A 25,475-nucleotide genomic window follows, 5' to 3' on the forward strand; every position below is an offset into this window, starting at 1 on the left:
TTGTACCTAAAGATAACTATTAGAATGTTTTCCAAAAATAAAAGTGAATCCATTATAGATAGAGAACAGCATGAACAGCTCGAGTATGCCCATAAACGAATTAAGCAAAAAAAAAACCTATACGTTCATTTTGTGCTATTTCTTATAGGTAGTGTATTTCTTATTTTGATAAACAAAATTCTAAAATACGGTGAGGAATATAACTGGTTTATATGGGCTATTACTTTCTGGGCGTTCTTGTTTGTTGTGCATGTAGTAAATGTCTATTTCACTCAAAAGTTTATGGGAATTGACTGGGAACGTGCACAACGTGAAAAATTAATCGCTAAACAAAGGCAGCGGATAAAGGAACTTCAAAACGAAATTGAAATCGATTTTCCGATGACTAATTATAAAAAAAAAGATTAGTGGGTAAGATTGTTATGATAGCTGCCATTGGAAAGAATAATGCCTTAGGAAAGGATAATGATCTTCTCTGGCATCTTCCGGATGATTTTAAACGTTTTAAACAATTAACAACTGGTCATAAAATTATTATGGGCAGGAAAACATTTGAAAGTTTTCCAAAACCACTTCCAAACCGCACTTCTATAATCATTACACGAGACCTCAAATATAATCTTGAATTACCCCAATGTATTGTGGTACATTCAATGGGGGAAGCTTTGAAATTGGTACAGAATGATTCCCTTTCCTATATTATCGGAGGAGGAGAAATCTATGATTTAGGGATGCCCCATGCCGATGTCTTGGAAATAACAAGAGTCCATGAATCTTTTGACGCCGATACGCATTTTCCGGAAATAGATGAAAAAATATGGAAACTGACTAAAGAGGAGTTTCACCCAAGTGATGAAAGACATAATTACAACTTTACTTATCTCACCTACCAAAGACGGAATACCTAGGAAAAATTTAAATTATTCATTTTCAACCCTGATAGAAACAATAATTATAAATTGAAAATATAATTTATTTTGCAGGCAGTAGTTTCAAAAGTTTAGATATTCGATTTGTTTTAATTCATCAACATCTTGCAGAAATGAAGTTAAGATCTTTGTATCCTTATTTGTGAAAAACTGAATTTTACCCGGGGCTTTTTTAGGATTTTGGAGATTTTCTTTATTAAGAACCGCAAGGGTTTGCTTGGCCACAGCAGCACCGCAATCGATAATGTTCACATGAGGAGGCAATATTTCCCTTAAGACCGGAATTAAATAGGGGTAGTGAGTACAACCTAAAACCATATGATCCATATTTGCCTCGAGCATAGGCTTAATATAGTTAATCAATAATTGTTTCGTCTCTGTAGAATTTATTTTTCCACTTTCAATTAATGGAACAAGTCCAACACCTTCCTGTTCAACAAGGGTTATTTCGCCTGCATGATCCTTTGAGGTTTTTAAAAAGAGACTGCTGCTTAAAGTGCCCTTTGTTGCTAATACTCCCACCGTTCCTGTTCCGGAATTGAGTGCCGCCGGTTTAATAGCTGGCTCTATACCTATAAAAGGGACCTTGTAATTTTCTCGTAAATATGATATTGCATTGGTGGTAGCTGTATTACAGGCAACAACAATGAGTTTACAGCCTCTTGAGAGCAAAAGTTCAGTGTTCTTAACACTTAAAGAAATTATTTCTTCTTTGGTTTTTTGACCATAAGGTGCATTCTTACTATCTGCCAAATAAATAGTATCCTCATGAGGCAGCAGCGTATGTATTTCTTTCCATATGGAAGTACCTCCTACGCCCGAATCAAAAATACCTATGGGTTTTGCATTCATGTAAAATGCGGTTTACTATAAATAATTTTCAACAACAAAGTTATACATTCCTAAAACAAGACTTCAGTACCTGAAAAGATATTATAAAAACCCCTTCTCCCGATAACGCTATTAGTAAAATATTGCCTGCTAATTGGTTAATGATCTAAAAAGAATTGAAGCCTAGTTGCTTTTAAAATAATTAAACAAAAAAAACTGCCCTTAAAAGGACAGTTTTAATATAAGTTAGAACAAAACAAAAATTAAAATCCTAATTCCTGTTTTACTTCGGCTAAAAGATCCTTTCCTTTTGCAACAATTAAACCACCACCTTGGGTAGCATCTATCACATAATCATAGCCTTGAGCAGCAGCTACTTTTTCTATAGCGGCTTTTGCCTTTATAGAAATAGGCTCAAACAATTCTGCTTGTTTTTTGGCTAATTCCTGCTGTGCAGCTTGTTGAGCGTCTCCAATATTTTTTTCAAAACCCTGAAGTTCCTGAGCTCTTTTTTGATTCTCTTCTTCAGATTTTGAAGTAGCTTCATTGGAATACTGAGTATATTTATTCTTAAGCTCTGTCATAGAACTTTCAATATCTGCCCTGTATGTTTCCTGTAGTTTTTTTAATTCTGCCTGTGCTGCCTTCATTTCCGGCATCTCGCCCAATAATTCTGTTACATTGATGTGCGCGATTTTGCTTTGTGCATTTACAAAACTAGTAGCGGCTACTAATAAAACTATGGCTATTGCTACTTTTTTAAACTGTTTCATGATTTTTGAATTTACTTTTTGAGTGTTAATTTAATTTAATTTCGAGTTTTAGTTTATAGTGTCTTCCTTCTTTTCAATTACTTGTTTTCTTTCTTCTACTTTTTCTTTTTTCTTTGCCTCCCGCTCTTCTAATAATTTCTTTCTTCTTTCTTCATAGGCCTTTTTTCGCTCTTCTCTTATTTTAAGTTGCTCTTCTCTCCGCTCCTCGGCAGTTTTGATTCTTGTTTCTTCCGCCTGTTTTGCCATTGCTTGTCTCTCGAGGAGGGCATCACTAATTTCCTCTTCTTCCGGGTCACCTTCAAAGGTTTCTAACTGGCTTTTGGCCTTCGCCTTCGGCGCACTTACCTTCCTGGTCCTCGCTATTCCCCTCAACACCAATTCACTTATGTCGTGTCTTTTTTGGGAGTACAACATTACAACATCCGCCGATTTATCAAAAATAAAATCGTATTTTTTATTTGATCCAATTTTTTGCACCTCATTAAAAACCTGATCCTGTATAGGCTGAATTAACCTTTTCTTTTGCAGAACCAAATCACCATTAGGCCCGAATCGGTTTTGCTGGTATTCAATCATTTCTTTTTCCAGAATTTGGATTTCTTCCTCCCGTTCTAGTATAAGTTCATTTGTCAATAACACTTTTTCTGCCATCAAATCCTTCTTCATTTGATCGACTTCGCTTTGCTTCTGGTCTATTTCAATTTTCCATCGTTGTACTTTATTTTCCAACTGCTCGCTTGCATCCCGGTATTCTTCAACATTTTCAAGAATATACTCCATGTCTACATAACCTATTCTTACACCCCTTTGTGAAAATGTGTTAGACCAAAGCAATAAACCCACAACTACTAAAAGAACTTTTGTCTTCATCATTTAATTCATTTTATTACATAGAAAATATCGTGCCAAAATTACTAATTATTTTAAAATGAGTGGATTAACTTAAAGTGTTATTGGAAAATTCCTAGATTAGAACTGTTGTCCTATAATAAAGTGCGTTTGCCATCCGCTAGGACCAGCGCCTGCAGACTGTGGTCTGCCATCTTCATCAAAACCATAACCAAAGTCAATTCCCAATAGACCAAAGGCCGGCATAAATATCCGGACACCCACTCCGGCCGATCGTTTTAAGAGAAACGGATTATATTCCTGAAAATTGTTGAAATTATTTCCAGCTTCTAAAAAAGTTAAGGCATAAATAGATGCAGAAGGCTTTAATGTTAATGGATATCGAAGTTCCAAGGAGTACTTATTAAATATGATTCCACCTTCCTGTTGCCCGGTAACAGGATTTAATGGTGTAATGGAATTATTCTCATAACCCCTTAATTGAATGGTCTCTCTACCATCTAATGTAAAATTACCCCCAAGACCATCTCCTCCCATGAAGAAGCGTTCGAATGGTACTGTTCCCACATCGCTGTTATAACTTGCCAGAAAACCAAACTCAATATTTGTGCGCAGTACTAATTTCCCTACTATTCGTGTATACCAGTCTCCCTTAAATTTAATTTTGAAATACTCTAACCACTTAAATCTCTCCTGTTCTATTGACTCCTGTTCCGAGATTTCATCCGGGGTCAAAGGACGTTGTTGATTTATCTCACTAAGCTCATTGCTTCGGTCCTGTAAACCTTTATAGTCTTTATCGTTAAAAAGAGAATACGGGGGTGTTAACTTGGCGGTCACTTCAAAAATAGACCCTGATAATGGAAATATTCTTCCAGGTCCTGCCGAACTCCTGGATATGCCTAAAGTATAGGCAAGGGAATTAGATGTCCCATTACCAAATCTAAAGAGGCCGGAATTGTAATTCTGAAAATCATATAGTTGATAACCCAATGAATGAGATATGGTAAAAAAATCATCTGGCCATTGCAATCTTTTTGCCAGTCCAACGGAAACGCCAGTTATGGAAAATTGCTGATCTTTATTTACCTGAATCCTTCCTGAGTTGTCAAAAGAGGCCAAGAATTGCTGTGTCCTGGAAAATGACATATTAAACCTTACCGGCTTTTTGCCACCAAGCCATGGTTCTGAAAAATTAAGACTATAAACCCTAAAAGTTCTACTGGCTTGCAAACGCAATGCAAATGTTTGCCCATCTCCCATAGGAACAGGTTTATAAGCCTTACCATTAAAAATATTTTTTATAGAAAAGTTATTAAAAGACAAGCCAAGGGTACCAATAAATCCGCCGCCGCCATAACCTCCTTGTAACTCTATCTGACTCGATCCGGATTCCACAAGGCTATACTTCAAATCAACCGTCCCGGCATTAGGATCCGGGTTTAAAATATCTGGTTTTATTTGTTCAGCATCAAAAAAGCCTAGTTGCCCCAATTCCCTTACACTACGAACAATGTTGTCTTTACTGTATTTCTGCCCGGGACGAGTTCTTAATTCTCTATAAATAACATGATCATTGGTTTTGTCATTCCCTTCAACAAGGACGTGATTTAAAAAAGTCTCTTTCCCTTCAATGATCCTTATCTCAAAATTTATCGTATCGTTCTGAGCAGATACTTCAACCGGATTTATTTGTGAGAACAAATAACCATTATTTTGATAGAGGTTTGTGATATCTTCAGCATCAGGTTTAGAGTCATCCGCAATACGTTCTCTCAGGAGTACACCATTGTATGTGTCTCCTTTTTTAATTCCCAAAACCTTATTTAGCTGAGCATCAGTATAAACAGAATTCCCTACAAAATCTATTTCCCCAAAATAGTATTTGTTACCCTCCTCAACTTTAATATCTATATTTATTTTCTTATCATTAATTATGGTAATTGAATCTGTAATCACTCTGGCATCCCTGTATCCTTTCTCAGCATATTTGTCGACCATTGCTGCAAGATCTTCCTGATAGTCAGCTTCAATATATTTCGATTTTTTCCAAACCCTGCCGAATTGCTGTTTTTTGGTATTCTTCAGTGCTTTTCGAAGCTGCTTGTCCGAGAGCATTTTATTCCCGTCAATAGTGATATTTTTAATCTTAACCTTATCTCCTGTCTTAATATTAACCACCATGCTTTCCGCATTGGTGTCTGATGTGTCCACGGCGGTAGCAATTGTAACCTTGGCATTTAAATAACCATCCTTTTTATATTTATTCTCAATATAGTTTCTGGTATTTGAAATAAAACTCTCCGTTACCTTTTTTCCTTTTTTAAGGTCTGTTTCTTTAATTATTTCATCAATTTTTTTCTTCTTAATCCCATAAACCGTTACCTTAGATAAGGTTGGTCTTTCCACTATATTAAGTTCCAGGAAAACCTTATCACCTTCAATATTTGAGATATAAAAATTAATATCGCTAAACAATTCAAGATCCCATAGCTTTTTAATTACCGCACTAATTTGATCACCTGGAACCGTAATCGGCTGGCCATCCCTAAGTCCGGTAAATGTTTTGACAGTCTGCTCATTATAACTTTGCAAGCCTTTAACTTCAATTCCCCCGAGTATATACTTTTTGCCATTTCCATAGGAAGTTTCCTGAGCAGAACTGAAAGTAGTAAAAAGGAGTAGTAAAAATAAAATAAGAAGTTCAAGTGATATGAACTTCTTCATATCGCTAGTTGAGTTGTTCGCTAGTTTTTCCAAATCTTCGTTCTCTGTGCTGGTAATTCTTTATAGCCTCTAACAAATGATGCTCTTTAAAATCGGGCCAAAATACATCGGTAAAATATAGTTCAGCATACGCTATCTGCCAAAGTAAAAAATTGCTAATCCTGTGTTCACCACTGGTTCGGATTAGCAAGTCTACGTCTGGTAAATTTCGCGTGTAAAGATGGTTATTAATAATGGTTTCATCAATATTTTCGGGAGAAATTATATTATTTTTAACTTTGGCACTAATGCTTTGAATTGCATTTTTAATCTCTTCTCTTGAACCATAGCTTAGAGCAAGTGTCAGGGTCATTGTTGAATTCTGACTAGTCTTGGCCATTACTTCTTTAAGTTCTGCAAGTGCCCTGGCGGGAAGAGATTCAATATTGCCAATGGCATTTAGTTTTATATCATTCTCGTTTAGAGTAGGAAGTTCTTTTTTTAAAGAGGATACCAATAATTTCATTAAGGTATCAACTTCTATTTTAGGTCGTTTCCAGTTTTCTGTAGAAAAGGCATATAGGGTAAGGTACTTAATTCCAATCTTTGAAGAGTTTACAGCTACATCGCGTACTGCTTTAACACCATGTTCATGACCAAAAACACGCAGTCGTCCCTTTTGTTTAGCCCATCTGCCATTACCATCCATGATAATAGCCAGATGCTTCGGAAGTTTCCCGTTTTTTATATCATCAATAGTGTTCATAATAAGTGTTACTCAAAACAATCGGAACATGGTTTTCTACCAAAGGTATAAGTTAATGTAATTCCTGAGAAAACGTACCAATCATCACTAAAAATATTTCCAAATTTAAATTGCTCAAAATTAGATCCTTCCGGATTACTGCCATCTAAATTGTCAGTAAAAGTCAAGCGAGCTCCTATTTCCGCACCTAAAATCAAAAACTGCGACAACCTTATCTTCATACCCACAGTCATTGGAATGGCAAAAGAACCATCTTTTTGATCTATATCCTGCACCTGCCCGGCATCAAAATATTTATACTCATATCGGAAATACGTAATACCGGTATACAAATACGGGGTAAACGCAGGTCCCAATTTATGCAAATTATAATCCACAAAATTAAATTCCAGTCCTGCTGATGCCTCTATCACAGAATTATCCATCTTATAGGCCCTTTGGCGTCTGGAAGAAATACTTGATTTTGTATCATCGGCAGTAAACTTTCCATAAATCACGCTGGCTCTCCAAGCATAACGTTTACTTTTATTCCATTTAAAAATACCCCCAATCGCCGGACCCGAAGGTGCTATATAGTTTGTTCTGCCAACATCTCCAATATTATTGGTACCCCCCGCATAAACTCCAATTTCATAAGTTTGGGCATTTATCAAGCCAAATCCAAGTAAAAGAATAACAACAATAAACGCTCTCATTAAATTCAAAAGTTTGCAAATATAATTAATATAGTATTTTACAACTATTATCTTATACCCCTATTTACTTTTGATAAACAGTATTTGCCGTTTTTTATTGTTTTAAGGAAGTATCTAATTCCGCTTATCCTGGCCCCACAGCAATTTGTTTCTTATGGTTTCCAAAAAGCTCTCGGAAGTATAGGCAATCATTTTTATAGTAAATGGAGCCTTTTTAACGATTATTTCTTTACCATTTTCGATGGTAGCGATTCGGGAATCTAATGAAACAAGATGATTTACCTCGCGCCCCGATACTTTTAATCTAATGATGGTGTCGTCTGAGATAACCAGGGGTCTTGCATTTAAGTTATGGGGGGCAATTGGGGTAATTACAAGAGATTGTACTCCCGGCATTATAACGGGGCCTCCACAACTCAAAGAATAGCCAGTAGATCCTGTTGGTGTTGCTACTATAAGGCCATCTGCCCAATAAGAGGTTAAATATTCATTATTAAGATGTGTTTCCACAGTTATCATTGAAGTAGTATCCTTCCTGCTTACAGATACTTCGTTCAACGCGTAATTCATATCCCTGAATTCAGGAATATCAAAATCGGCAGTTACTTCGACCAAACTGCGCTCGACTATGGAATAAGCCCCGGAAACAAATTCGGTAACCACTCTTCTGACTTCTTCTTTTTTTAAAGTGGATAAAAAACCAAGTCTTCCTGTATTTACTCCAACTATAGGAATTCCCAAATCGCGGATATACGTAATAGCTCTTAAAATAGTTCCATCCCCTCCAAAGCTCACGAACATTTCAAAAGTCGGATCCAAACCAGTTTTGCGATCAAAAGTCCTGTAATTTTCAATTTGTCTTGAAACGGATAATTGAGTATAAAAATCCGATTCAATATATACTTCAGCGCCAACATTTTTACATTCATCCAGTAACTCCAAAACATAATCTAAGGCCTCGCTCTCGTAGCTCTGACCATATATTGCAATTTTCATATTAGGATGGTTTACGAAATTAGCCTACAATTAGTTACGCCAATGGGGGTAAAATCTTTTTCTTCAGAACACTTCCCCGCATAGAATTTAAACATTAAGGTATTTGTCGAGATAATCTGATCTTTCCTTTAAATTCTCAATAAACTGATCATCCTTGTTACCAAAGAGAATATTGTAATTGTATCGCCGGAAGGTTTGGACCACTTCACTAAAATTACCGGTACTAATTTTTATTGTAATCTGAATAATATCATTTCGAATATCAGTAATAAATGCTCCGAGTAACTTGGTATTATTACTTTCAACTATCTGAGATATTTCACTGAAAGAATAGTCTTTTATACCTTTTGCTACTACGAGCATTCCCCCCGGTTCTGTAAAGAATGGCGTATCTATAAAAACACCAACAATATCATTAAGGTCATAATAACCTATTACCTGTTTTTCGTCATCCAGCACCGGTAACAAATTACATTCATTTCTTGCAAATTGTTCAAGGACATCGAGCCATGAAGTACTTTTTAATGCAAAAAAGGACTCAAGATTATATTTGTAGTCTTCAATTTTTTTCTCGCTCTCAAAGGTTTCAAGATCATTTTCCGATAAGACCCCTAAAAAAATATTATCCTCAACTATAGCCACATGTGAATAGGTGGTATGCTTAAAAAAATGAATAACCTCATTAAGCGTTCCTTCCAAATTAAAAACTGGAATTGTATCAATTATATGGGATTGAATCTGCATGGGCTTAAAATCTTACGCAAAATACTAATTTTAAACATCAAAAGGTATGCCTAATTTGTATTTTTGAGCCCTGGAAAATATAAATATCGCAAAATGACAAAACTAAGTGTTAATGTTAACAAAATAGCTACTCTAAGAAATTCACGAGGTGGAAATGTTCCAAATCTCTTAAAAGTAGTTGCCGATATAGAAGATTTTGGTGCGCAAGGAATCACTATTCATCCGCGACCAGACGAAAGACATATAAAATATGAGGATGCTCGTAAGCTCAAGAAGGTAGTAACTACTGAATTGAATATCGAGGGGAATCCAATTGATAAGTTTATTGATTTGGTCCTCGAAGTTCAACCCGCTCAGGTCACTCTGGTTCCCGACTCAGTTAACGCTATTACCTCTAATGCCGGCTGGGACACTATAACTCATAAAGACTTTCTAAAGGAAGTTATTGGAATTTTTAAAGAAAAAAATATTCGAACTTCCATATTTGTTGACCCCGAAATAAGTATGATTACCGGTGCTGCCAAAACTGGTACCGACAGAATTGAGCTCTATACCGAAGAGTATGCAAAGAGCTATGAAGCAGGCAACAAACTTGGGATTCAACCTTTCATTGATGCCGCTAATGCTGCCCATGAACTAGGTCTGGGTATTAATGCCGGACATGATTTAAGTCTCAATAATATTAAGTATTTTAAAGATAATATCCCCAATCTGCTTGAAGTATCTATTGGGCATGCCCTAATTTGTGAGTCGTTATATCTGGGATTGGAAAACGTTATAAATATGTATTTACACAAATTACGCTAATGTCATTACTTCATTCAAACATCATAGGTGAAGGTAAACCTTTAATGATCCTTCACGGCTTTTTGGGAATGTCGGATAATTGGAAAACGCTGGGTACCCAATATGCACAACATGGCTATGAAGTTCATCTTATAGATCAACGAAATCATGGTAAGAGCTTCTGGTCAGAAGAGTTTAATTATACGATTCTTGCTGAGGATTTATACCACTATTTTAACTATTATAAGTTTTCAAGTGCTTGTATCCTGGGGCATTCTATGGGTGGTAAAACGGCAATGACCTTTGCTTGTAAGTATCAGGATTCAGTTGATAAACTAATAGTTGCCGACATTGCTCCAAAATTTTATCCTCCTCATCATCAATATATTATTGATGCCTTAACAACCCTACGAATGGACGAAATTCCCTCTCGAAGTCAGGCCGATTTTCTTCTTGCAAAACACATTCATGATTGGGGAATAAGGCAGTTTTTATTAAAAAACCTTTATTGGAAGGAAAAAGGAAAATTAGCCTTTCGTTTTAACCTTGACGTCCTGGCACAAAAAATGGAAGAAATTGGGGAACCCCTTGGCCATACAGAGTCCTTTGCCGGCCCGACCTTATTTTTAAGAGGCAGCAGATCAGAGTACATTACTACTGAAGACCTGTTTGAAATTAAGCGTCATTTTCCGAAAGCCGAGCTTGAAACAATCGATGATGCAGGGCATTGGTTACATGCCGAAAACCCGCAACAGTTTATTGAAAAATCTATGGTTTTTCTGAATGCTTAAAAAAAGGGGCTAACCTGCATAGACTTGACCCTATGGGTTCTGCGGGCCCTAATAATAAATATTAAAAAAAATAACTACTTTTAAGGATACCAATTGACTTTGACACTCTTTTTATTAATGCTAAAGACCTAATCAAATGAAACTTATTATTCGAATTTTATTAAGTGCCCTGGCAGTAGTCATACTGGCAAATATCCTGCCTGGTGTTGGAGTAGATTCCTATACTACGGCGATCATAGTGGCCATTGTATTAGGCCTTTTAAATTTTATTGTTAAACCTATTTTGATAATACTTACTTTGCCTATTACCATACTAACATTGGGCTTATTCTTACTTATTATTAACGCCCTGATTATATTGCTGGCAGACAGGTTTGTCTCCGGGTTTACCGTAGATACTATTTGGTGGGCGTTGTTGTTCAGTCTTCTGTTAACCTTCCTTGAATCTCTCTTTTTCTCCTTTTTAAAAGAGGATAAAATTTCCTGATTCAAGATTTGATAATCAGCTATTTAAAAACTTGTCCCAGTTCATAAAATATCTTATTTTTGCATCCCATTTTAGAAAGCAAATAAGAGATATCAATGAATATTCAGAAAGAGCAGATAGACGAGTTAAATGCCATTGTAAAAGTAGCTATATCGAAAGAAGACTATAGTGACAAGGTAGATAAAATTCTTAAGGATTATAAAAAACAGGCAAATATTCCGGGGTTCAGGAAAGGTCAGGTTCCCATGGGATTAATCAAGAAACAGTACGGTAAAGCCGTTTTGGTTGACGAAGTAAATAAACTTTTACAGGATAACCTTAATAAATATCTCACCGAAGAAAAATTAGATGTCCTTGGAAATCCCCTTCCAAAACAACAGGATAATTTTAATTGGGAGGCAGAAGATTTTTCTTTTGAATTTGAATTGGGCCTTGCTCCTAATTTTGAAGTAACTCTAAAGACAAAAAAACCGGTTATTCATTATAAAATTGTAGCTGATAAGAAGATGATAGATGAACAGGTTGAGCGTATTAGAAAACAATACGGCAAACTGATTAGTAAATCTGAAGCTGGGAAGAACGACGAACTTACAGGTGTTTTTAGAAATGAAGAAGAGGAAATAGATCATAAGTCCAACCTTGAAATGTCTAAAGTGAAAAGTAAAAAGGCCATAGACAGTCTTCTGGGAAAAAAAGCAGGTGATACAGTAATTTTGAAAACCAAAGGCCTATTTAAAGAAGACTATTTATTATCAGGAGCTTTAGGAATTCAAAGGGAAAAGGTAGAAAAACTAAATATAGAAGTAAGTTTTACTATAGAGGAAATCAATGAGAGGGAGTCTGCGAATTTAGATCAGGAATTGTTCGATAAACTTTTTGGCAAAGATGCTATTACTTCAGAAAAAGATCTCAGAGAAAGAATTAAAGAAGATTCAGAGAAACAATTTGAACAACAGGCAGATCAGAAATTATTGAATGATGTTACAGAACGGCTTATTGAAACTATAAAATTTGATCTTCCAGCCGGATTCCTTAAAAAATGGATTCAGACCACAGGGGAAAAATCCCTATCCGAAGAAGAGGCCAATGATGAATATGAAAAGTCTGAAAAAGGACTTCGCTATCAATTAATTGAAGGCAAAATCATTAAGGATAACGGTATTGAAATCCAATTTGATGAATTGAAAGAGTTTGCCAAAGGTTTTATTAAATCTCAGATGGCACAATACGGGCAGTTAAATCCACAAGAAGAAGAACTGGACAATATTGCATCCAGAGTTTTGGGCAATCAGGAAGAAGTAAAAAGACTATCTGAACAGCTAATGAGTCAAAAACTTCTTGCCCTTTATAAGGAAAAGGCGAATTTGAAGAAAAAAGAGGTTACTTATGATAATTTCGTGAAAGAGGTTTACGGGTAAAATTAAAAAATAAATTAAGTATCTTTACGGTGCCGAAAGCAGTAATTTCGGCACCTTTTTTTTTAAAAAAATATCATTATAAATATGGATTTCGGAAAAGAATTTCAAAATTATGCCATTAAGGACCAAGGCATCAACAGCATGTACTATGAGCGTATTATTAGTAGTATGTATCCGGTTAACATGACCCCAAACATTATTGAGGAAAGGCAATTGAACGCCATTGCAATGGACGTTTTCTCGCGACTTATGATGGACCGTATCATTTTTCTAGGAACAGGAATTAATGACCAGGTAGCCAATATTGTGCAGGCGCAATTACTTTTTCTGGCCAGTGCAGATTCATCAAAAGATATCCAGATTTATATTAACTCTCCGGGAGGTAGTGTTTATGCAGGCCTGGGCATCTATGATACCATGCAATTTATTAAACCGGATGTGGCTACTATTTGCACAGGAATGGCCGCTTCCATGGCTGCAGTTCTTCTATGCGCCGGAGAAAAAGGCAAACGCAGTGGTTTGACACATTCACGGGTAATGATTCACCAACCGATGTCCGGAGCCCAGGGGCAGGCAAGTGACATAGAGATTGCTGCTATTGAAGTCCTTAAAATTAAGGATGAATTATACCAAATTATATCTAAACACTCTGGTCAAAAATTTGATAAAGTATATGAAGATAGCGATCGGGATTATTGGATGAAAGCTCAAGAAGCGAAAGATTATGGTATGATTGACGAAATTTTAGAAAGGGATAAGGATTAATTTCGACGAAATACCCATATTTAAAGTATTATGGGGTTATTTTAATGAACCAAAATTGCTTTTGTTTCGTTATTGTTTAGAAATCTAGTTAAAGTTATGGCTAAGGAAAATCTGGAATGTTCTTTTTGTGGAAGAAAAAAACCTGAGACCAATCTTTTGATTGCAGGTTTGGACGCTCATATTTGTGATAGATGTATAGAACAGGCACATGGCATAGTAGCAGAAGAATCCAAGCAATCTAAGAATGATGATCTGTCTTCAGAACTTATCTTAAAAAAACCTATAGAGATAAAAGATTTCCTCGATACATATGTCATTGGTCAGGAACGCACAAAGAGGGTATTATCAGTGGCGGTCTATAATCACTATAAAAGGCTATTGCAACCTCATTCCAAAGATGACGATATAGAGATACAGAAAAGTAATATTGTCATGGTGGGCCAAACCGGGACGGGCAAAACATTGATGGCTAAAACTATTGCCAGAATGCTTAATGTACCACTAGCCATCGTGGATGCTACCGTATTAACGGAGGCCGGATATGTAGGCGAAGATGTGGAAAGTATCCTAACACGGCTTTTGCAGGCAGCAGATTACAATTTAGAAAAGGCCGAGAGAGGTATTGTTTTTATTGATGAGCTTGATAAAATAGCTCGTAAGAGTGATAATCCTTCTATTACACGTGACGTTTCCGGAGAAGGTGTACAACAAGGATTACTGAAATTATTGGAGGGAACCATGGTAAATGTACCACCAAAAGGTGGGAGAAAACATCCCGATCAAAAATTTATAGAAGTGAATACTGAAAATATTCTTTTCATCGCAGGTGGCGCTTTTGATGGAATAGAGCGGATTATAACCAAACGATTGAATATGCAGGCCATTGGCTATAGCGCTGCAAAAAAAGAAGAAAGTTTGGATAATACCAATGTACTTCAATATATAATACCAAGAGATTTAAAAGAATTTGGGCTTATTCCTGAAATAATTGGAAGGTTACCTGTGCTAACGCATATGAATCCTCTGGATGAAAAAACATTAAGAGCTATATTAACAGAACCCAAAAATGCCATTATTAAACAGTATGAAAAATTATTTGCCATGGATGGCATTAGTTTTAAGATTACTGAACAGGCATTGGATTACCTCGTGGAAAAGGCCATTGAATATAAGTTAGGAGCAAGAGGATTAAGATCCTTATGCGAAGCTGTTTTTACAGATGCAATGTTTGAAATGCCCAGCAGCGATGAAACAGAATTTAAGGTAACTAAACCTTATGCAGAGAATAAATTATCTTATGAAACTATTAAGAAACTAAAGGCCGTTTCTTAAAACTCATCGTATTTTTTAATAAGGCATCCAACAAATCCATACATACTTTTTGGATTACTTTGTCGTCGCTATATAATTCTCTGCCGAATTTAGGCATAATCTCCATATTCACATCCATTTCTGACAACCACTCCGGTGTTGGCTTATCCTCGTGATATTCCCCATAAAGTAAATTGATCTTACAGTCTGGTTGTTCTTTTAGTAAATGAATATTCATTGGAGAGATTGCCGTTAAAGATTTTATTGGCAACCCAGATAAACCGGCATTCCAGGCAATAGTGCCACCTGCACAAAAAGTGAGGTAATGGCTTTCTTCACTTTCTTTCCTTAGAAGCTGAGCCAATGCCGTTCTCATGCCTCCATTATTAAGCGCTTCGCAGACATGTTCAACTGTATCACTTTTAGGATTTATATCGGAAAGTTGACGAATATCATAAAAAACAATATCAAAATATTGTTGCAAATAGCCAAGATACGAAGTAATCCATATGCCCTTTTTAGCGCCCCACATGTCGGATAAAACAACCAATCGTTCTGCCATAAGAATAAAGTTAATTAATAAGCTGGTTAAGTTTAGAGTGGCAAAATCATCATTATTTGTCCATTTCCACTATTTTTTTGTTCACTGGATGCATTTCATCGATATACCAGCATTATAAACAATAGTCTAAAGTGAGAACAGGTAGGTTTATGTGTAATTCCTATTTATTCATTTCGAGCAATTCGTCTACATAGACCCTGTCATTAGACAATCGGGGGATCTTATGTTGGCCACCTAATTTTCCTTTAGACTTTAACCAGTCGTAGAAAAGGTTTTTTCTGGCCATATGAACTTTGGGCATTTTTAAAGTCATGCTGTTATATCTCTTGGCCTCATAATCAGAATTTATAGATTTAAGGGCATTATCCAATACTTCTGTAAAATATTCAATTTCCTCAGGAGCCTTTCTGAATTCAATAATCCATTCATGCGCTCCTTTTTCATTACGTGACATAAAAATGGGAGCTGCCGTATAATCCATTATTTCCGCGCCGGTTTTTTGACAACTACTTCTAAGAGCCTCTTCGGCATTTTCTATAATGAGTTCTTCTCCAAAAGCGTTAATATGGTGTTTGGTCCTTCCTGTAATCTTTATCCTGTAAGGATTGGTAGAAGTAAAACGAACAGTATCCCCTATTTTATAACGCCAAAGTCCGGAATTGGTAGTAATTATAATGGCATAATTCTTATGAACCTCCACCTCCCATAATGGAATTACTTTTTGATCCAGGCTTCCATAAGTTTCCATAGGAATGAACTCATAAAAAATCCCATAATCAAGCATTAATAATAAATCATCTGCATTATTCCTGTCCTGAATGGCAAAAAACCCTTCAGACGCATTGTAAATCTCATAATAATTAAAACTCTTCTTTGGGAGTAGATTATGGTATTGTTCCAGATATGGATTAAAACTCACTCCGCCGTGGAAATATACTTCAAGGTTTTCCCATATTTCAAACAAGTCCTGCTTACCTGTTTTTTCCAATACTTGATTTAACAGAACTAACATCCAGGATGGAACACCAGCCAAACTAGTGACATTTTCATGTATGCTTTCCTTTATAATAGCATCCATTTTAGTTTCCCATTCACTCATAAGAGAGACCCTACTGCTTGGTGTACTGCTCAATTCTGCCCAAAATGGCATATTATCTATTAAAATGGCCGAAAGATCCCCAAAAAATGTACCGTTATCTTCGTATAACTCCTTGCTACCTCCTAAGCGAAGACTTTTACCTGCAAATAACTGAGAATTTTCATTATTGTTTAAATAGAGGCATAATAAATCCTTTCCTGATTTATAATGGCAATCTTCTAATGCCTCAGCACTTACGGGAATAAATTTACTTTTAGCATTTGTTGTCCCGCTACTTTTTGCAAACCACTTTATGGTAGTTGGCCAAAAGATGTTTTGTTCTCCTCTTCTGGTGCGCTCTATTAAAGGTTCTATTTCTTCATAGGTAACAATAGGAATACGTTCAGCAAAAGTCTTATAGCTTGTAATTGAATCAAATTCATGCTCCCTGCCAATCTTTGTATCTTCAGCTATTCCCAGTAATTGAAACAATACTTCCTCCTGTACTTCACCAGGGTACTTCAGAAAAAGTTCTATCTGGTGATAGCGCTTTTTTAAAAGCCATGAAGCAATGGAATTAAATAAAGGTATTGGCATTTTTGGGTATCTTTAGCGGTTTAAACCTAACTGCTAAAGTTAGTATTTTCAAATGAATTTTTAATAAAAATCGCCATTCATGGGTTACGAGGGTGTATTGCGTAAGATGCAATCTGAAATGGGGCAACCCATTCAGTATTATTTGATATTTAATGACGACTTTTTAAATGTCAATCAGGTATTGGACAAAGAAATGCAGTTCAATTTTATAAAATACCAGTGCCTGAATTGTAATGAAGACAGGCCAATTTTCAGGCAAGGTTATTGTCAAAATTGTTTTTTTGAAACTCCTGCCGCGGGTGACTGGATAATGAGACCAGAACTTAGTGTGGCACATTTAAACAAAGAAGACCGGGATTTGGAATATGAAAAAAAAGTGCAATTACAACCTCATATTGTTTACCTGGCAAATTCCAGTAATGTTAAGGTGGGTGTTACACGGAAATCGCAGATCCCTACAAGATGGATCGATCAGGGTGCACATGAAGCCATCGAAATTGTTGAGGTTCCCAATCGTTATTTGGCCGGTATAACAGAACTGGCCTTAAAAGAACATGTCAGCGATAAAACCAATTGGCGTAAAATGCTAACTAATACAATTGAAGACGTAGATTTAATTCAATGGCGAAATAAGTTAAGTAAATACATCCCCGAAGAAGCTGCTACATATTATATTGAAAACAATCAGGAAACCCATATGGAGTTTCCAGTTCTGCAATATCCGGTAAAAGTGAAAAGCCTTAATCTCGAAAAAACCAGAGAGTTTAAGGGTGTCTTAAAAGGAATAAAGGGACAATATTTAATTTTTGAGGATAATACGGTGTTCAATATTAGAGGTAATGAAGGTTTGTATGTTTCTCTCGGTGTCAGTTAATTGTATCCTCCTGTTTCTTTGAATTATTTGAATTTTTTTTCTTTCCACCCAAAATTCCACCTAAAATCCCTTTTGCCGTTGTAGTCAGGGGATCTTCTTTTGCCAACGAGTCCTTAGTAGTGGTGGTTGTATCTTTGTTTTTTGTATTGTTCGACAGCACATCACCCAAGACATCATTTAATTTTACATTTTCTGCGCTCTTATCACTCAAAGAATCTTTTTTAGTCTCATTTGCCGATAAAAGGCCTCCAAGTAATTCTCCTGCTTTCTCAGTACCCTTATTAATCAATTTTTGCTTTTGCACAGCTATTAATCTTGAAGTTAGGTCCTTTATTCCTGTAGTTAGGTCTGTATTTATTTCCGGTGCGTCATAAAAGCCCCCAACAGTTGCCTTTACCGGGAGCGTTAAATTATCCAGTTCGTTTTCATCAATCTGTGCAATAAGTGAATTAACCTGTTTACCCAAGTACTTTCGGGGGACCTCAAAATTTAAATTATAATTCAACTTTTTATCAAATGAATGGCTACCATCGACGGTAATGGCAATGTCCTCATATTTTATCGTAAATGGTTTAACATTTACAATCCCATCTTTGAATGAAAGAGCAGTTTTCAAGGTCTTTAAATTAAATTTGTCCGCTTCAATAAAATTTAGCTGGGAATTTAAGCTGTTTAAAATTTTAGCGTTTTCAGGATTCAATTTCACTGCCAATGCTTCAGCAAGTACATTCCCGGAAATTGTTTTTAGATCCGGAGTAAAATCATCCTTCAGGTTTCCAGATATTTTTATAACGGAATTAAGTTTCCCTTCCAGAGCAGCGGCCATAGGAGCCAATACCCTAAAAAGCTCCACAGATTTAAAGGTCTCTTCTAAATTTAAACTGCCCATATCCAGTTCCATTGAAAAACTGGGTATTTCGCCTTTTGTACTTGTATACCCATTTAAATTAAGGGTTCCATTGTATAAGGACGATTGGAAATTGGAAAGGATTGCCTGTTGATCAACAATTTTTAATTGCCCTTTTACATTTCTCAAAATTAGGTTGTCATAAACAACCGAATTTGCCCTGGCATCAATAGTGCAATCAAGGAATGCCGGGATTTGTATTTTTTCTGTTTTAAGCTCAGTGCTTTCCTGCCTTAATTCGGATTTATCACTTCCCGATTTCGCAACATCTTCCTGTGACATAAAATCGCCCAAATCAAAAATGTCAGAATTCATTTTAAAACTACCTGTCACTTTCTCATCGTTAAACAAAAAACCCAGCAGGTTTTTAATGATTCCGTCAATTTTAAAATCCGTTTTTCCAAGCTGTCCATTCATATTGTTGAGTAGGACCCTTGCCGGGGAAAATTCCATACTTGCCTCATGAATTGTAAGAGGACCAGATAAATTATTAGAATTGTATCTTAGTTCATTTACCTTTAAATGACCGTTTAGCACTGTATTTTCATACCTCTTTTTTTCAATGGATTCCATATCAAATGAGGTATTTATATCGGCATTGAGCAGACCTTTTAAATCTACCGCCTCGGGCATGGGGTATGCCTTAGAAATATTAGCAAGATTCATATTGCATACTAAATGCGAACGAACTTTGGTATTGCCTAATAATTCTGTAAGCTTTGAGCTTAATTCAAAACGATCATTTTCAATTGCGAAGGATGCCTTCGTAATATCAATATAAGTATCCTCAGCAAGACCTGAAGTATTTTTAATACTAAGATCCATATTGATGTTCTTTATGGCCTTTGGCAAATCAGGATATTTCATGGAAGCGTCCCTGGCATCAATCTGAATATTAAATTCCGGGATATGTTCATCATCTATAGTACCGGCTAGCTCTCCGGCTATATTGAAAATTCCTGTGGTTTGGACATCCTTTATATTTTGGGAATAAATTTCAGGAATAACTGCTAAAAAATTATCAAACTCAGATGAGGGAGTTTTAAATTTAATGGCCACTTCCTGTTTTTCTTCAAAATTCCTGACAAATCCCTCAAACACCAGAGGAAGTTGGTTTATAAAGCCCTCGTTCTTTAAAAAGGAATAGGTATTCGTTTTAAGATCAACGCCTATTAACGCATCCAGGTTAACCTTTGTGTTATCCAGATAGCGGGTACTGTCTAATTCAAATGATACAAGAGCACTGGTTTGTGTTTCTAATTCACTCAATTCCAAAGAAAGATCTCCTTTGCCTGTATGTTCAATGTCTGTCATCTCCAGGAGTACTCCTGAACTTAAATCTTCATAGATTATTCCAGAATTCATCAACTGAAAAGACTCAAGACTAAAAGTAAAACCACCGGCTTCTGTATCAATTTCAGACTTTCCCCCCCCCTCTTTGGCGATCTCATAATTTGCATTTTGCTGCTTATCTGTTTTGAGCTTTAAAACTGCTTTGTCAAGAATCAGGGTATTTATTGTTATTGGTTCCCCGGCCCCTTTTAATAGTTCTTTAATGCCCATTTCTAAAGAGATAGATTTCGACTTAAAGAGGGTGTCACCTTCAAACGGATCTTTGGTTAACAAATACAAATCCTGAATTCTTAGTTCGGCCTTGGGAAAGCTCCGCAGCAGACTCAGGTTAACTTCGGAAAAATCCAAAGTCGCGTTAATGTTCTTATTAACATTGTTTTTAATCAGGTCGCCAATCTTAGCCTCGAGGAAAAAAGGCACAGCGATCAGGATACCTAGTACGAGTAACAGAAACAGGCCGGTAATTTTTAAAATTTTCTTTTTCATAATATATTGGAGCTCAGTCCGATTAAAACTTAAAAAAGCGAGTATTAGTATACCTTTTGTCGAAAAGATAAAAAATAAAAAAGCAGGTCAATCAACAGGACAAACTTTAGATTCAATACAACTAATCTGTACTAGGTATCAAGGTCTATTTCTTCACCCACGGCCAGATTAAATCGCTTTCGGAAGATATATACGAACAAATAAAGAAAAGGGGTGTCCAGAAAAGCGATAAAAATCTTAAAAATAACACCACTAATTATCAACCCCTGAAACATCTTCCAGGGAATTACCCCAAAGATGCAAAGAAGTCCCACCACAGTTGTGGTGTCAATAATCTGCGATAAGAAAGTAGAAAAATTGTTACGAAGCCATAAATATTTACCTTTAGTTAAACGTTTCCAAAAATGATAGATAGCAATGTCCACATACTGTGCACATAGATAGGCCAGCATTGAAGCCAGAACAGCTAAGGGGGACAATGCGAAAACATTACTAAAAACTTCATCCCCCACGGGTGAGGAAGAAATTGCCGGAACCAAATTGGAAACCAGGATGATTCCCATGGAAAAAAAGGAAGCAAAAATACCAGTCGTAACAATCTGATTCGCTTTTTTTCTTCCATATATTTCTGATATAAGGTCCGTTATTAAAAAGGTGATAGGATAAGGTAGTACCCCAACAGAAATTTCAAATAAAGGTGCTCCAAAAACAGTTACATCTCCAAAAGGGTACCAAAAAAAGAATTTTTGGAAAATTAAATTGGAAACCACCAGGGAAGTAATAAAAAGTGCCCCCAGGTATATATAAATACGATATGCTTCTTTTCTGCTTTTGGGAGTCATTAAGCTATTTAATGGTTAAGGTAAACGGCAAGCGCGCCTGAATTCCTTTTTGCTCCATTACCGATTTGACTTCCTTTAAAACACGGTAAGCTTCAGCACCAATTTCTTCCCGGATCAAATGTTCTTTATTAAGAATACTTGCACCTCCAAAATCTTCCATAAATCTTTCCAAACTAGTTTTATACTTCGGATATTTTTTAATGGAGTAAGAATCCACATTGGCCAGTAAGGCTGCCGCTTCTATTGCATCTTCAAGACCTCCCAATTCATCTACCAGTCCTAATTTTTTGGCTTCGGTGCCACTCCAAACTCTCCCCTGGGCAAGACTATCTGCCTGGGCGATTGTTATATTCCGACCCTCAGATACTTTACTTAGAAAAGTCTGGTAAATGGTTTCTATCCCTTCTTTTACAAAACCTCTAAATTCATCAGTCATAGGTTCAAACAAAGAATAATCAACAGAATTCTTATTGGTTCCCACCTGTTCCGCATTAATTCCGATATTTCCTGCCAGTTCACTAATATTTGGAATGGTTCCAAAGACCCCAATAGATCCGGTAATGGTGGTGGGTTCAGCAAATATTTTATCAGCGCCTGTCGAAATATAGTAACCTCCTGAGGCTGCAACATCTCCCATTGATACGACTACTGGTTTTTTCTCCTTTGCCTTCTCAATTTCGCGCCAAATAATGTCTGATACAAGTGGGCTCCCTCCTGGAGAATTTACGCGCATAACAATTGCCTTGACCGATTTATCATCTCTGGCTTTAATAATAGCCTTATTTATGATTCCCTGCCCAATAACATTTGGGCCTCCTTCTCCATAGAGTATATTCCCCTGTGCAAAAATGACCGCTATTTTATCTTTGCCATTGTGCAATTTCTTTTTGCGGGAAATCTTTGTATAATCTTCCAGTGAGATAGAATTGAGTTTATCCTCCTTGCCAATACCTAAGGCCCGTTTTAAACGATTTTCATATTCGTCGAAATAAACTATGTCATCTAGCAATCCAGAAGCTTTAGCATATTCTGGTTTTCTGCCCCCCAGAGTATCTGCTATAATATTTATGTTTTCCTCAGTAATTGATCTATCCACTGCAATTTCAGAAACAATTGAACCCCAAATTGAGCCCATAAGTTCCTTGATTTGAGTTCTGTTGGCCTCACTCATTTCATTGGATAAAAAAGGCTCAACCGCACTCTTGTATTTACCATGCCTTATTACTTCCATCTTAACTCCCGTCTTTTCCTGCAATTCCTTAAAATATAAGACTTCTGCAGAAAGTCCTTTAAAATCCATTGCACCAACCGGGTTTAGAAAAACACTATCTGCAACACTGGCCAGATAGTAATCTTTTTGAAGATAATAATCCCCGTAGGCATATATAAATTTTCCACTTTCCTTAAAATCAGACAAGGCTTTCCTTATGGCCTGAGTTGTGGAAATTCCAGCAGTAATATAATTATTATTAATGCTGATCCCCTTAATATTATCATCCTCTTTGGCCACTTTTATTGCGTGAAGAATTTGATCCAAGCCCTGCGACTTATCAAAAAGAATGTCAAAAGGATCCCCTTCACTATTCCCCGTATAGTCATTGATGGGGTATTTCATTTGTAATTCCAAAACGGAATTCTTCTTAACGCTTACGGTTTCTTCAGTATTAACAAGACTTACAAAAAAGACGAACATGAAGAACATGATACCAAATGCTATCAAAGTGCCGACGATTGCGGCAAGGAGGTTTCTTAAAAATTTCATACAATTCTATAATTTATAGATACCAAAGATAACCAAACTTAGGATGATGTAATTAAGTTATTTTTTAGGTAATCATAATTCAACTTAAGTAAAAGAAGTAATTAGCATTTAATAAATAGAGTGCCTTTATTGTAATTTATTTATCATCTGGCTTACCTTTGTTTACACAATATGAAGGAAGCTAAAACTATATATCTTTCGCTTGGAAGCAACCTTGGAAACAAACTTTTCAATTTGCAGCGGGCCGTCCTCCTTTTAAAAAAAGAGCTGGGAATTATTCTTCAAATATCCGGAGTTTATAAGAGTCCTTCCTGGGGATTTGAAGGAGAGGACTTTATGAATGCATGTTTGTCTCTCGAAACTCAATGCACAGCTGTGGAAGTTTTACATATTATCCTGAAAGTTGAGCAGGAAATGGGCAGGAAACGGGTTACGGAAGAGGGCTATCAATCCAGAAATATTGATATAGATCTGTTGTATTATGGTTCCGAAATAATTAAAACAGATGAGCTTACCGTACCGCATCCTCAAATGCATTTGAGACGATTTGTCCTGAAACCCCTGGCAGATATTGCACCCCAATTCTATCACCCCGTATTAGGCAAGGATACCAGAAATTTATTGCAGGAATGTAGGGACAGGGATAACTTAATTCAAACCAATTATAAATTATATGCCAGCAGGGAGTTACTCCTATCTCAACTTCATTTGGTGGCAATTGAAGGTAATATTGGTGCAGGAAAGACCACCCTGGCCAAGAAAATAGCTGGCGATCATAATGCCAAACTCGTATTGGAACGTTTTGCGGATAATCCGTTTTTGCCCAAGTTCTACAATGATCAAAGCAGATATGCCTTTCCATTGGAAATGTCTTTTTTGGCAGACAGATACCAGCAATTTACAGATGACACCACCCAGCTTGATCTTTTTAAGAATTTTATGGTAAGTGATTATGATATCTACAAATCGCTGATTTTTGCCCAAATAACCCTTCAAAAAGAAGAATTTAAGCTCTATCGTAAAATGTTCAATTTTATGTACAAAGAAGTAAAAAAACCTGATATCTATATCTTCCTTTACCAAAGTACCGACCGCTTGTTAGAAAATATTAAAAAAAGGGGACGTGATTATGAGCAAGGAATAAATAGAGAATATCTGGAGAAAATTAATCGGGGTTATTTTGATTTTTTAAAGGGTTTTCCGCATCGCCAAAGTTTGATAATCGATATCGCTGATCTGGATTTTGTGGATAATAAAGCAGATTACGAATTAATACTAGATAAAATTCTGGAGCAGGTACTTAAAGATTAAGGCCTTTATTTGAGACCGAATTTTAAGTAGAAGGCAATAATTTTTTTAACATATATTTGGCAATTTTCTTGCATAGTTGAAAGGGAATTACTTTATTGCACCACAATTTATGAGAAACTAACTAACTCAAACTATATATCCAAAACCCTGACATTTTTGTCAGGGTTTTTATTTTCAGGCAGTTACAAGCCGAAATACCCAATGAAATTTATTTCTTTTTTGAAAGAAGCTGAAGTTTGGACCAAAGGTCCCATACAACTACCCCGACACTTACAGATATATTTAAAGAATGCTTAGTTCCAAACTGAGGTATTTCTAAAACACCCTGACAACTATCCACTACTTCCTGTGAAACCCCTTTTACTTCATTGCCAAAAACCAGAGCGTATTTGGTTGAAGTTTTAGGAATAAAGTGATTAAGAGGAGTGGCATTTTCTGTTTGTTCTACCGCCAGGCACAAATAGTCTTTCTGAAGTTCAGCAATTAAATCTACAGTGTTCTTTTTATACTCCCAGGCCACACTCTCAGTAGCTCCCAAAGCTGTTTTGTGAATATCCTTGTGTGGAGGAACAGCAGTTATACCACATAAATAAATCTTTTCAATCCGGAAAGCATCTGCGGTTCTGAAGACTGAGCCAATATTGTTTAAACTCCTAATGTTGTCCAAAATAAGAACCAGGGGTGTTTTTGAAGCGCTTTTGAACTGATCAATGTCCAAGCGGTCTAATTCACTGTTTTTTAGTTTTCGCATAAACTGACTGAGATTTCCTAATGCTTATTTTTGATTTAATTTTTGCTTTTGGTGAGTTAAATCTATCGATAAAGCTCTTCTTTAAACTAAGCTAAACTAAGTTAT

Annotated in this window: 24 protein-coding genes; 10 read left to right on the plus strand and 14 right to left on the minus strand. The window is 36.1% G+C overall.

What is annotated here, in order from left to right:
• Positions 1-24: 24 nt before the first annotated feature.
• Together Q0874_RS14310 and Q0874_RS14315 are read left to right on the plus strand one after the other, a co-directional pair.
• Complete coding sequence (locus Q0874_RS14310) at positions 25-408, plus strand: 2TM domain-containing protein (protein ID WP_299164180.1); 384 nt, start codon at positions 25-27, stop codon at positions 406-408.
• The gene (locus tag Q0874_RS14315; protein WP_299164183.1) at positions 408-908 is read left to right on the plus strand and encodes a dihydrofolate reductase; all 501 of its coding nucleotides are present in this window, start codon (positions 408-410) and stop codon (positions 906-908) included. Before Q0874_RS14310 ends, Q0874_RS14315 begins: the two co-directional genes overlap by 1 nt.
• An 84-nt stretch (positions 909-992) precedes the next feature.
• Here Q0874_RS14315 and murI read toward each other — a convergent pair whose 3' ends face one another.
• The 8 genes from murI to Q0874_RS14355 all read right to left on the minus strand — a co-directional run bounded on the left by murI (position 993) and on the right by Q0874_RS14355 (position 9,289).
• Positions 993-1,781, minus strand: coding sequence for a glutamate racemase (gene murI / locus Q0874_RS14320; protein WP_299164185.1), 789 nt, complete (start codon positions 1,779-1,781; stop codon positions 993-995).
• 242 nt (positions 1,782-2,023) lie between these two features.
• Entirely contained in the window at positions 2,024-2,533 is a 510-nt protein-coding gene (locus Q0874_RS14325) for an OmpH family outer membrane protein (RefSeq protein ID WP_299164187.1), read from the minus strand.
• Between the two features lie 48 nt (positions 2,534-2,581).
• A complete protein-coding gene (locus tag Q0874_RS14330) occupies positions 2,582-3,403 on the minus strand; it encodes an OmpH family outer membrane protein (RefSeq protein ID WP_299164270.1) in 822 nt (273 codons plus the stop codon).
• Positions 3,404-3,502: 99 nt separating this feature from the next.
• Positions 3,503-6,109 (minus strand): POTRA domain-containing protein, encoded by a 2,607-nt coding sequence (locus Q0874_RS14335; protein WP_299164189.1) that lies wholly within the window; start codon positions 6,107-6,109, stop codon positions 3,503-3,505.
• 4 nt (positions 6,110-6,113) lie between these two features.
• A complete protein-coding gene (locus Q0874_RS14340) occupies positions 6,114-6,854 on the minus strand; it encodes an isoprenyl transferase (RefSeq protein ID WP_299164191.1) in 741 nt (246 codons plus the stop codon).
• An 8-nt stretch (positions 6,855-6,862) separates the two neighbouring features.
• A complete protein-coding gene (locus Q0874_RS14345; RefSeq protein WP_299164192.1) occupies positions 6,863-7,549 on the minus strand; it encodes a DUF6089 family protein in 687 nt (228 codons plus the stop codon).
• 114 nt (positions 7,550-7,663) lie between these two features.
• On the minus strand, positions 7,664-8,545 hold the full coding sequence (locus Q0874_RS14350) for an NAD kinase (protein ID WP_299164193.1): 882 nt from the start codon (positions 8,543-8,545) through the stop codon (positions 7,664-7,666).
• A gap of 87 nt (positions 8,546-8,632) precedes the next feature.
• Positions 8,633-9,289, minus strand: coding sequence for a CBS domain-containing protein (locus tag Q0874_RS14355; protein ID WP_299164194.1), 657 nt, complete (start codon positions 9,287-9,289; stop codon positions 8,633-8,635).
• Positions 9,290-9,382: 93 nt separating this feature from the next.
• Between Q0874_RS14355 and Q0874_RS14360 the strand changes: the two genes are divergently transcribed.
• From Q0874_RS14360 to clpX, 6 genes are all read left to right on the plus strand, one after another.
• The gene (locus Q0874_RS14360) at positions 9,383-10,096 is read left to right on the plus strand and encodes a pyridoxine 5'-phosphate synthase (protein WP_299164196.1); all 714 of its coding nucleotides are present in this window, start codon (positions 9,383-9,385) and stop codon (positions 10,094-10,096) included.
• Positions 10,096-10,866, plus strand: a complete 771-nt coding sequence (locus tag Q0874_RS14365) for an alpha/beta fold hydrolase (RefSeq protein WP_299164197.1) — start codon at positions 10,096-10,098, stop codon at positions 10,864-10,866. Before Q0874_RS14360 ends, Q0874_RS14365 begins: the two co-directional genes overlap by 1 nt.
• A 136-nt stretch (positions 10,867-11,002) precedes the next feature.
• Positions 11,003-11,353 (plus strand): phage holin family protein, encoded by a 351-nt coding sequence (locus Q0874_RS14370; RefSeq protein WP_299164198.1) that lies wholly within the window; start codon positions 11,003-11,005, stop codon positions 11,351-11,353.
• Positions 11,354-11,448: 95 nt separating this feature from the next.
• Positions 11,449-12,771 (plus strand): trigger factor, encoded by a 1,323-nt coding sequence (tig, locus tag Q0874_RS14375; protein WP_299164199.1) that lies wholly within the window; start codon positions 11,449-11,451, stop codon positions 12,769-12,771.
• A gap of 84 nt (positions 12,772-12,855) precedes the next feature.
• On the plus strand, positions 12,856-13,536 hold the full coding sequence (gene clpP, locus Q0874_RS14380; RefSeq protein ID WP_299164200.1) for an ATP-dependent Clp endopeptidase proteolytic subunit ClpP: 681 nt from the start codon (positions 12,856-12,858) through the stop codon (positions 13,534-13,536).
• A gap of 96 nt (positions 13,537-13,632) precedes the next feature.
• Positions 13,633-14,868, plus strand: coding sequence for an ATP-dependent Clp protease ATP-binding subunit ClpX (gene clpX, locus Q0874_RS14385; RefSeq protein WP_299164201.1), 1,236 nt, complete (start codon positions 13,633-13,635; stop codon positions 14,866-14,868).
• Here the strand turns inward: clpX and Q0874_RS14390 are convergent.
• Together Q0874_RS14390 and Q0874_RS14395 are read right to left on the minus strand one after the other, a co-directional pair.
• A complete protein-coding gene (locus Q0874_RS14390) occupies positions 14,843-15,409 on the minus strand; it encodes a hypothetical protein (protein WP_299164203.1) in 567 nt (188 codons plus the stop codon). The genes clpX and Q0874_RS14390 overlap by 26 nt on opposite strands.
• Positions 15,410-15,569: 160 nt before the next feature.
• Positions 15,570-17,084, minus strand: a complete 1,515-nt coding sequence (locus Q0874_RS14395) for a GH3 auxin-responsive promoter family protein (protein WP_299164205.1) — start codon at positions 17,082-17,084, stop codon at positions 15,570-15,572.
• A gap of 79 nt (positions 17,085-17,163) precedes the next feature.
• Here Q0874_RS14395 and Q0874_RS14400 point away from each other — a divergent pair, with 79 nt between their 5' ends.
• Positions 17,164-17,958: a DUF2797 domain-containing protein gene (locus Q0874_RS14400; RefSeq protein WP_299164206.1), complete on the plus strand. Its 795-nt coding sequence runs from the start codon at positions 17,164-17,166 to the stop codon at positions 17,956-17,958.
• Here Q0874_RS14400 and Q0874_RS14405 read toward each other — a convergent pair.
• The 3 genes from Q0874_RS14405 to sppA form a co-directional block, all read right to left on the minus strand.
• Complete coding sequence (locus tag Q0874_RS14405) at positions 17,951-20,704, minus strand: AsmA-like C-terminal region-containing protein (RefSeq protein ID WP_299164208.1); 2,754 nt, start codon at positions 20,702-20,704, stop codon at positions 17,951-17,953. The two genes, Q0874_RS14400 and Q0874_RS14405, sit on opposite strands and share 8 nt — an antisense overlap.
• Before the next feature lie 131 nt (positions 20,705-20,835).
• Positions 20,836-21,546, minus strand: coding sequence for a queuosine precursor transporter (locus Q0874_RS14410; RefSeq protein WP_299164209.1), 711 nt, complete (start codon positions 21,544-21,546; stop codon positions 20,836-20,838).
• A gap of 4 nt (positions 21,547-21,550) precedes the next feature.
• The gene (gene sppA / locus Q0874_RS14415; RefSeq protein ID WP_299164210.1) at positions 21,551-23,308 is read right to left on the minus strand and encodes a signal peptide peptidase SppA; all 1,758 of its coding nucleotides are present in this window, start codon (positions 23,306-23,308) and stop codon (positions 21,551-21,553) included.
• 171 nt (positions 23,309-23,479) lie between these two features.
• On the opposite strand from sppA, the gene folK reads away from it, so the two are divergent.
• The gene (gene folK / locus Q0874_RS14420) at positions 23,480-24,619 is read left to right on the plus strand and encodes a 2-amino-4-hydroxy-6-hydroxymethyldihydropteridine diphosphokinase (protein WP_299164211.1); all 1,140 of its coding nucleotides are present in this window, start codon (positions 23,480-23,482) and stop codon (positions 24,617-24,619) included.
• 208 nt (positions 24,620-24,827) lie between these two features.
• On the opposite strand, the gene Q0874_RS14425 is transcribed toward folK, so the two are convergent.
• Complete coding sequence (locus tag Q0874_RS14425) at positions 24,828-25,370, minus strand: RNA methyltransferase (RefSeq protein WP_299164212.1); 543 nt, start codon at positions 25,368-25,370, stop codon at positions 24,828-24,830.
• Positions 25,371-25,475 lie beyond the last annotated feature (105 nt).

The organism is uncultured Eudoraea sp. (genome assembly GCF_947490415.1).
In the GTDB taxonomy this organism is placed as follows: Bacteria; Bacteroidota; Bacteroidia; order Flavobacteriales; family Flavobacteriaceae; genus Eudoraea.

Bases quoted from the DNA above. Each gene is read 5' to 3' on its own strand.
- Q0874_RS14310 (WP_299164180.1), top strand. From the start codon at position 25: ATGTTTTCCAAAAATAAAAGTGAATCCATTATAGATAGAGAACAGCAT.
- murI (WP_299164185.1), bottom strand. From the start codon at position 1,781: ATGAATGCAAAACCCATAGGTATTTTTGATTCGGGCGTAGGAGGTACT.
- Q0874_RS14325 (WP_299164187.1), bottom strand. From the start codon at position 2,533: ATGAAACAGTTTAAAAAAGTAGCAATAGCCATAGTTTTATTAGTAGCC.
- Q0874_RS14330 (WP_299164270.1), bottom strand. From the start codon at position 3,403: ATGAAGACAAAAGTTCTTTTAGTAGTTGTGGGTTTATTGCTTTGGTCT.
- Q0874_RS14335 (WP_299164189.1), bottom strand. From the start codon at position 6,109: ATGAAGAAGTTCATATCACTTGAACTTCTTATTTTATTTTTACTACTC.
- Q0874_RS14340 (WP_299164191.1), bottom strand. From the start codon at position 6,854: ATGAACACTATTGATGATATAAAAAACGGGAAACTTCCGAAGCATCTG.
- Q0874_RS14345 (WP_299164192.1), bottom strand. From the start codon at position 7,549: ATGAGAGCGTTTATTGTTGTTATTCTTTTACTTGGATTTGGCTTGATA.
- Q0874_RS14350 (WP_299164193.1), bottom strand. From the start codon at position 8,545: ATGAAAATTGCAATATATGGTCAGAGCTACGAGAGCGAGGCCTTAGAT.
- Q0874_RS14355 (WP_299164194.1), bottom strand. From the start codon at position 9,289: ATGCAGATTCAATCCCATATAATTGATACAATTCCAGTTTTTAATTTG.
- Q0874_RS14360 (WP_299164196.1), top strand. From the start codon at position 9,383: ATGACAAAACTAAGTGTTAATGTTAACAAAATAGCTACTCTAAGAAAT.
- Q0874_RS14365 (WP_299164197.1), top strand. From the start codon at position 10,096: ATGTCATTACTTCATTCAAACATCATAGGTGAAGGTAAACCTTTAATG.
- Q0874_RS14370 (WP_299164198.1), top strand. From the start codon at position 11,003: ATGAAACTTATTATTCGAATTTTATTAAGTGCCCTGGCAGTAGTCATA.
- tig (WP_299164199.1), top strand. From the start codon at position 11,449: ATGAATATTCAGAAAGAGCAGATAGACGAGTTAAATGCCATTGTAAAA.
- clpP (WP_299164200.1), top strand. From the start codon at position 12,856: ATGGATTTCGGAAAAGAATTTCAAAATTATGCCATTAAGGACCAAGGC.
- clpX (WP_299164201.1), top strand. From the start codon at position 13,633: ATGGCTAAGGAAAATCTGGAATGTTCTTTTTGTGGAAGAAAAAAACCT.
- Q0874_RS14390 (WP_299164203.1), bottom strand. From the start codon at position 15,409: ATGGCAGAACGATTGGTTGTTTTATCCGACATGTGGGGCGCTAAAAAG.
- Q0874_RS14395 (WP_299164205.1), bottom strand. From the start codon at position 17,084: ATGCCAATACCTTTATTTAATTCCATTGCTTCATGGCTTTTAAAAAAG.
- Q0874_RS14400 (WP_299164206.1), top strand. From the start codon at position 17,164: ATGGGTTACGAGGGTGTATTGCGTAAGATGCAATCTGAAATGGGGCAA.
- Q0874_RS14405 (WP_299164208.1), bottom strand. From the start codon at position 20,704: ATGAAAAAGAAAATTTTAAAAATTACCGGCCTGTTTCTGTTACTCGTA.
- Q0874_RS14410 (WP_299164209.1), bottom strand. From the start codon at position 21,546: ATGACTCCCAAAAGCAGAAAAGAAGCATATCGTATTTATATATACCTG.
- sppA (WP_299164210.1), bottom strand. From the start codon at position 23,308: ATGAAATTTTTAAGAAACCTCCTTGCCGCAATCGTCGGCACTTTGATA.
- folK (WP_299164211.1), top strand. From the start codon at position 23,480: ATGAAGGAAGCTAAAACTATATATCTTTCGCTTGGAAGCAACCTTGGA.
- Q0874_RS14425 (WP_299164212.1), bottom strand. From the start codon at position 25,370: ATGCGAAAACTAAAAAACAGTGAATTAGACCGCTTGGACATTGATCAG.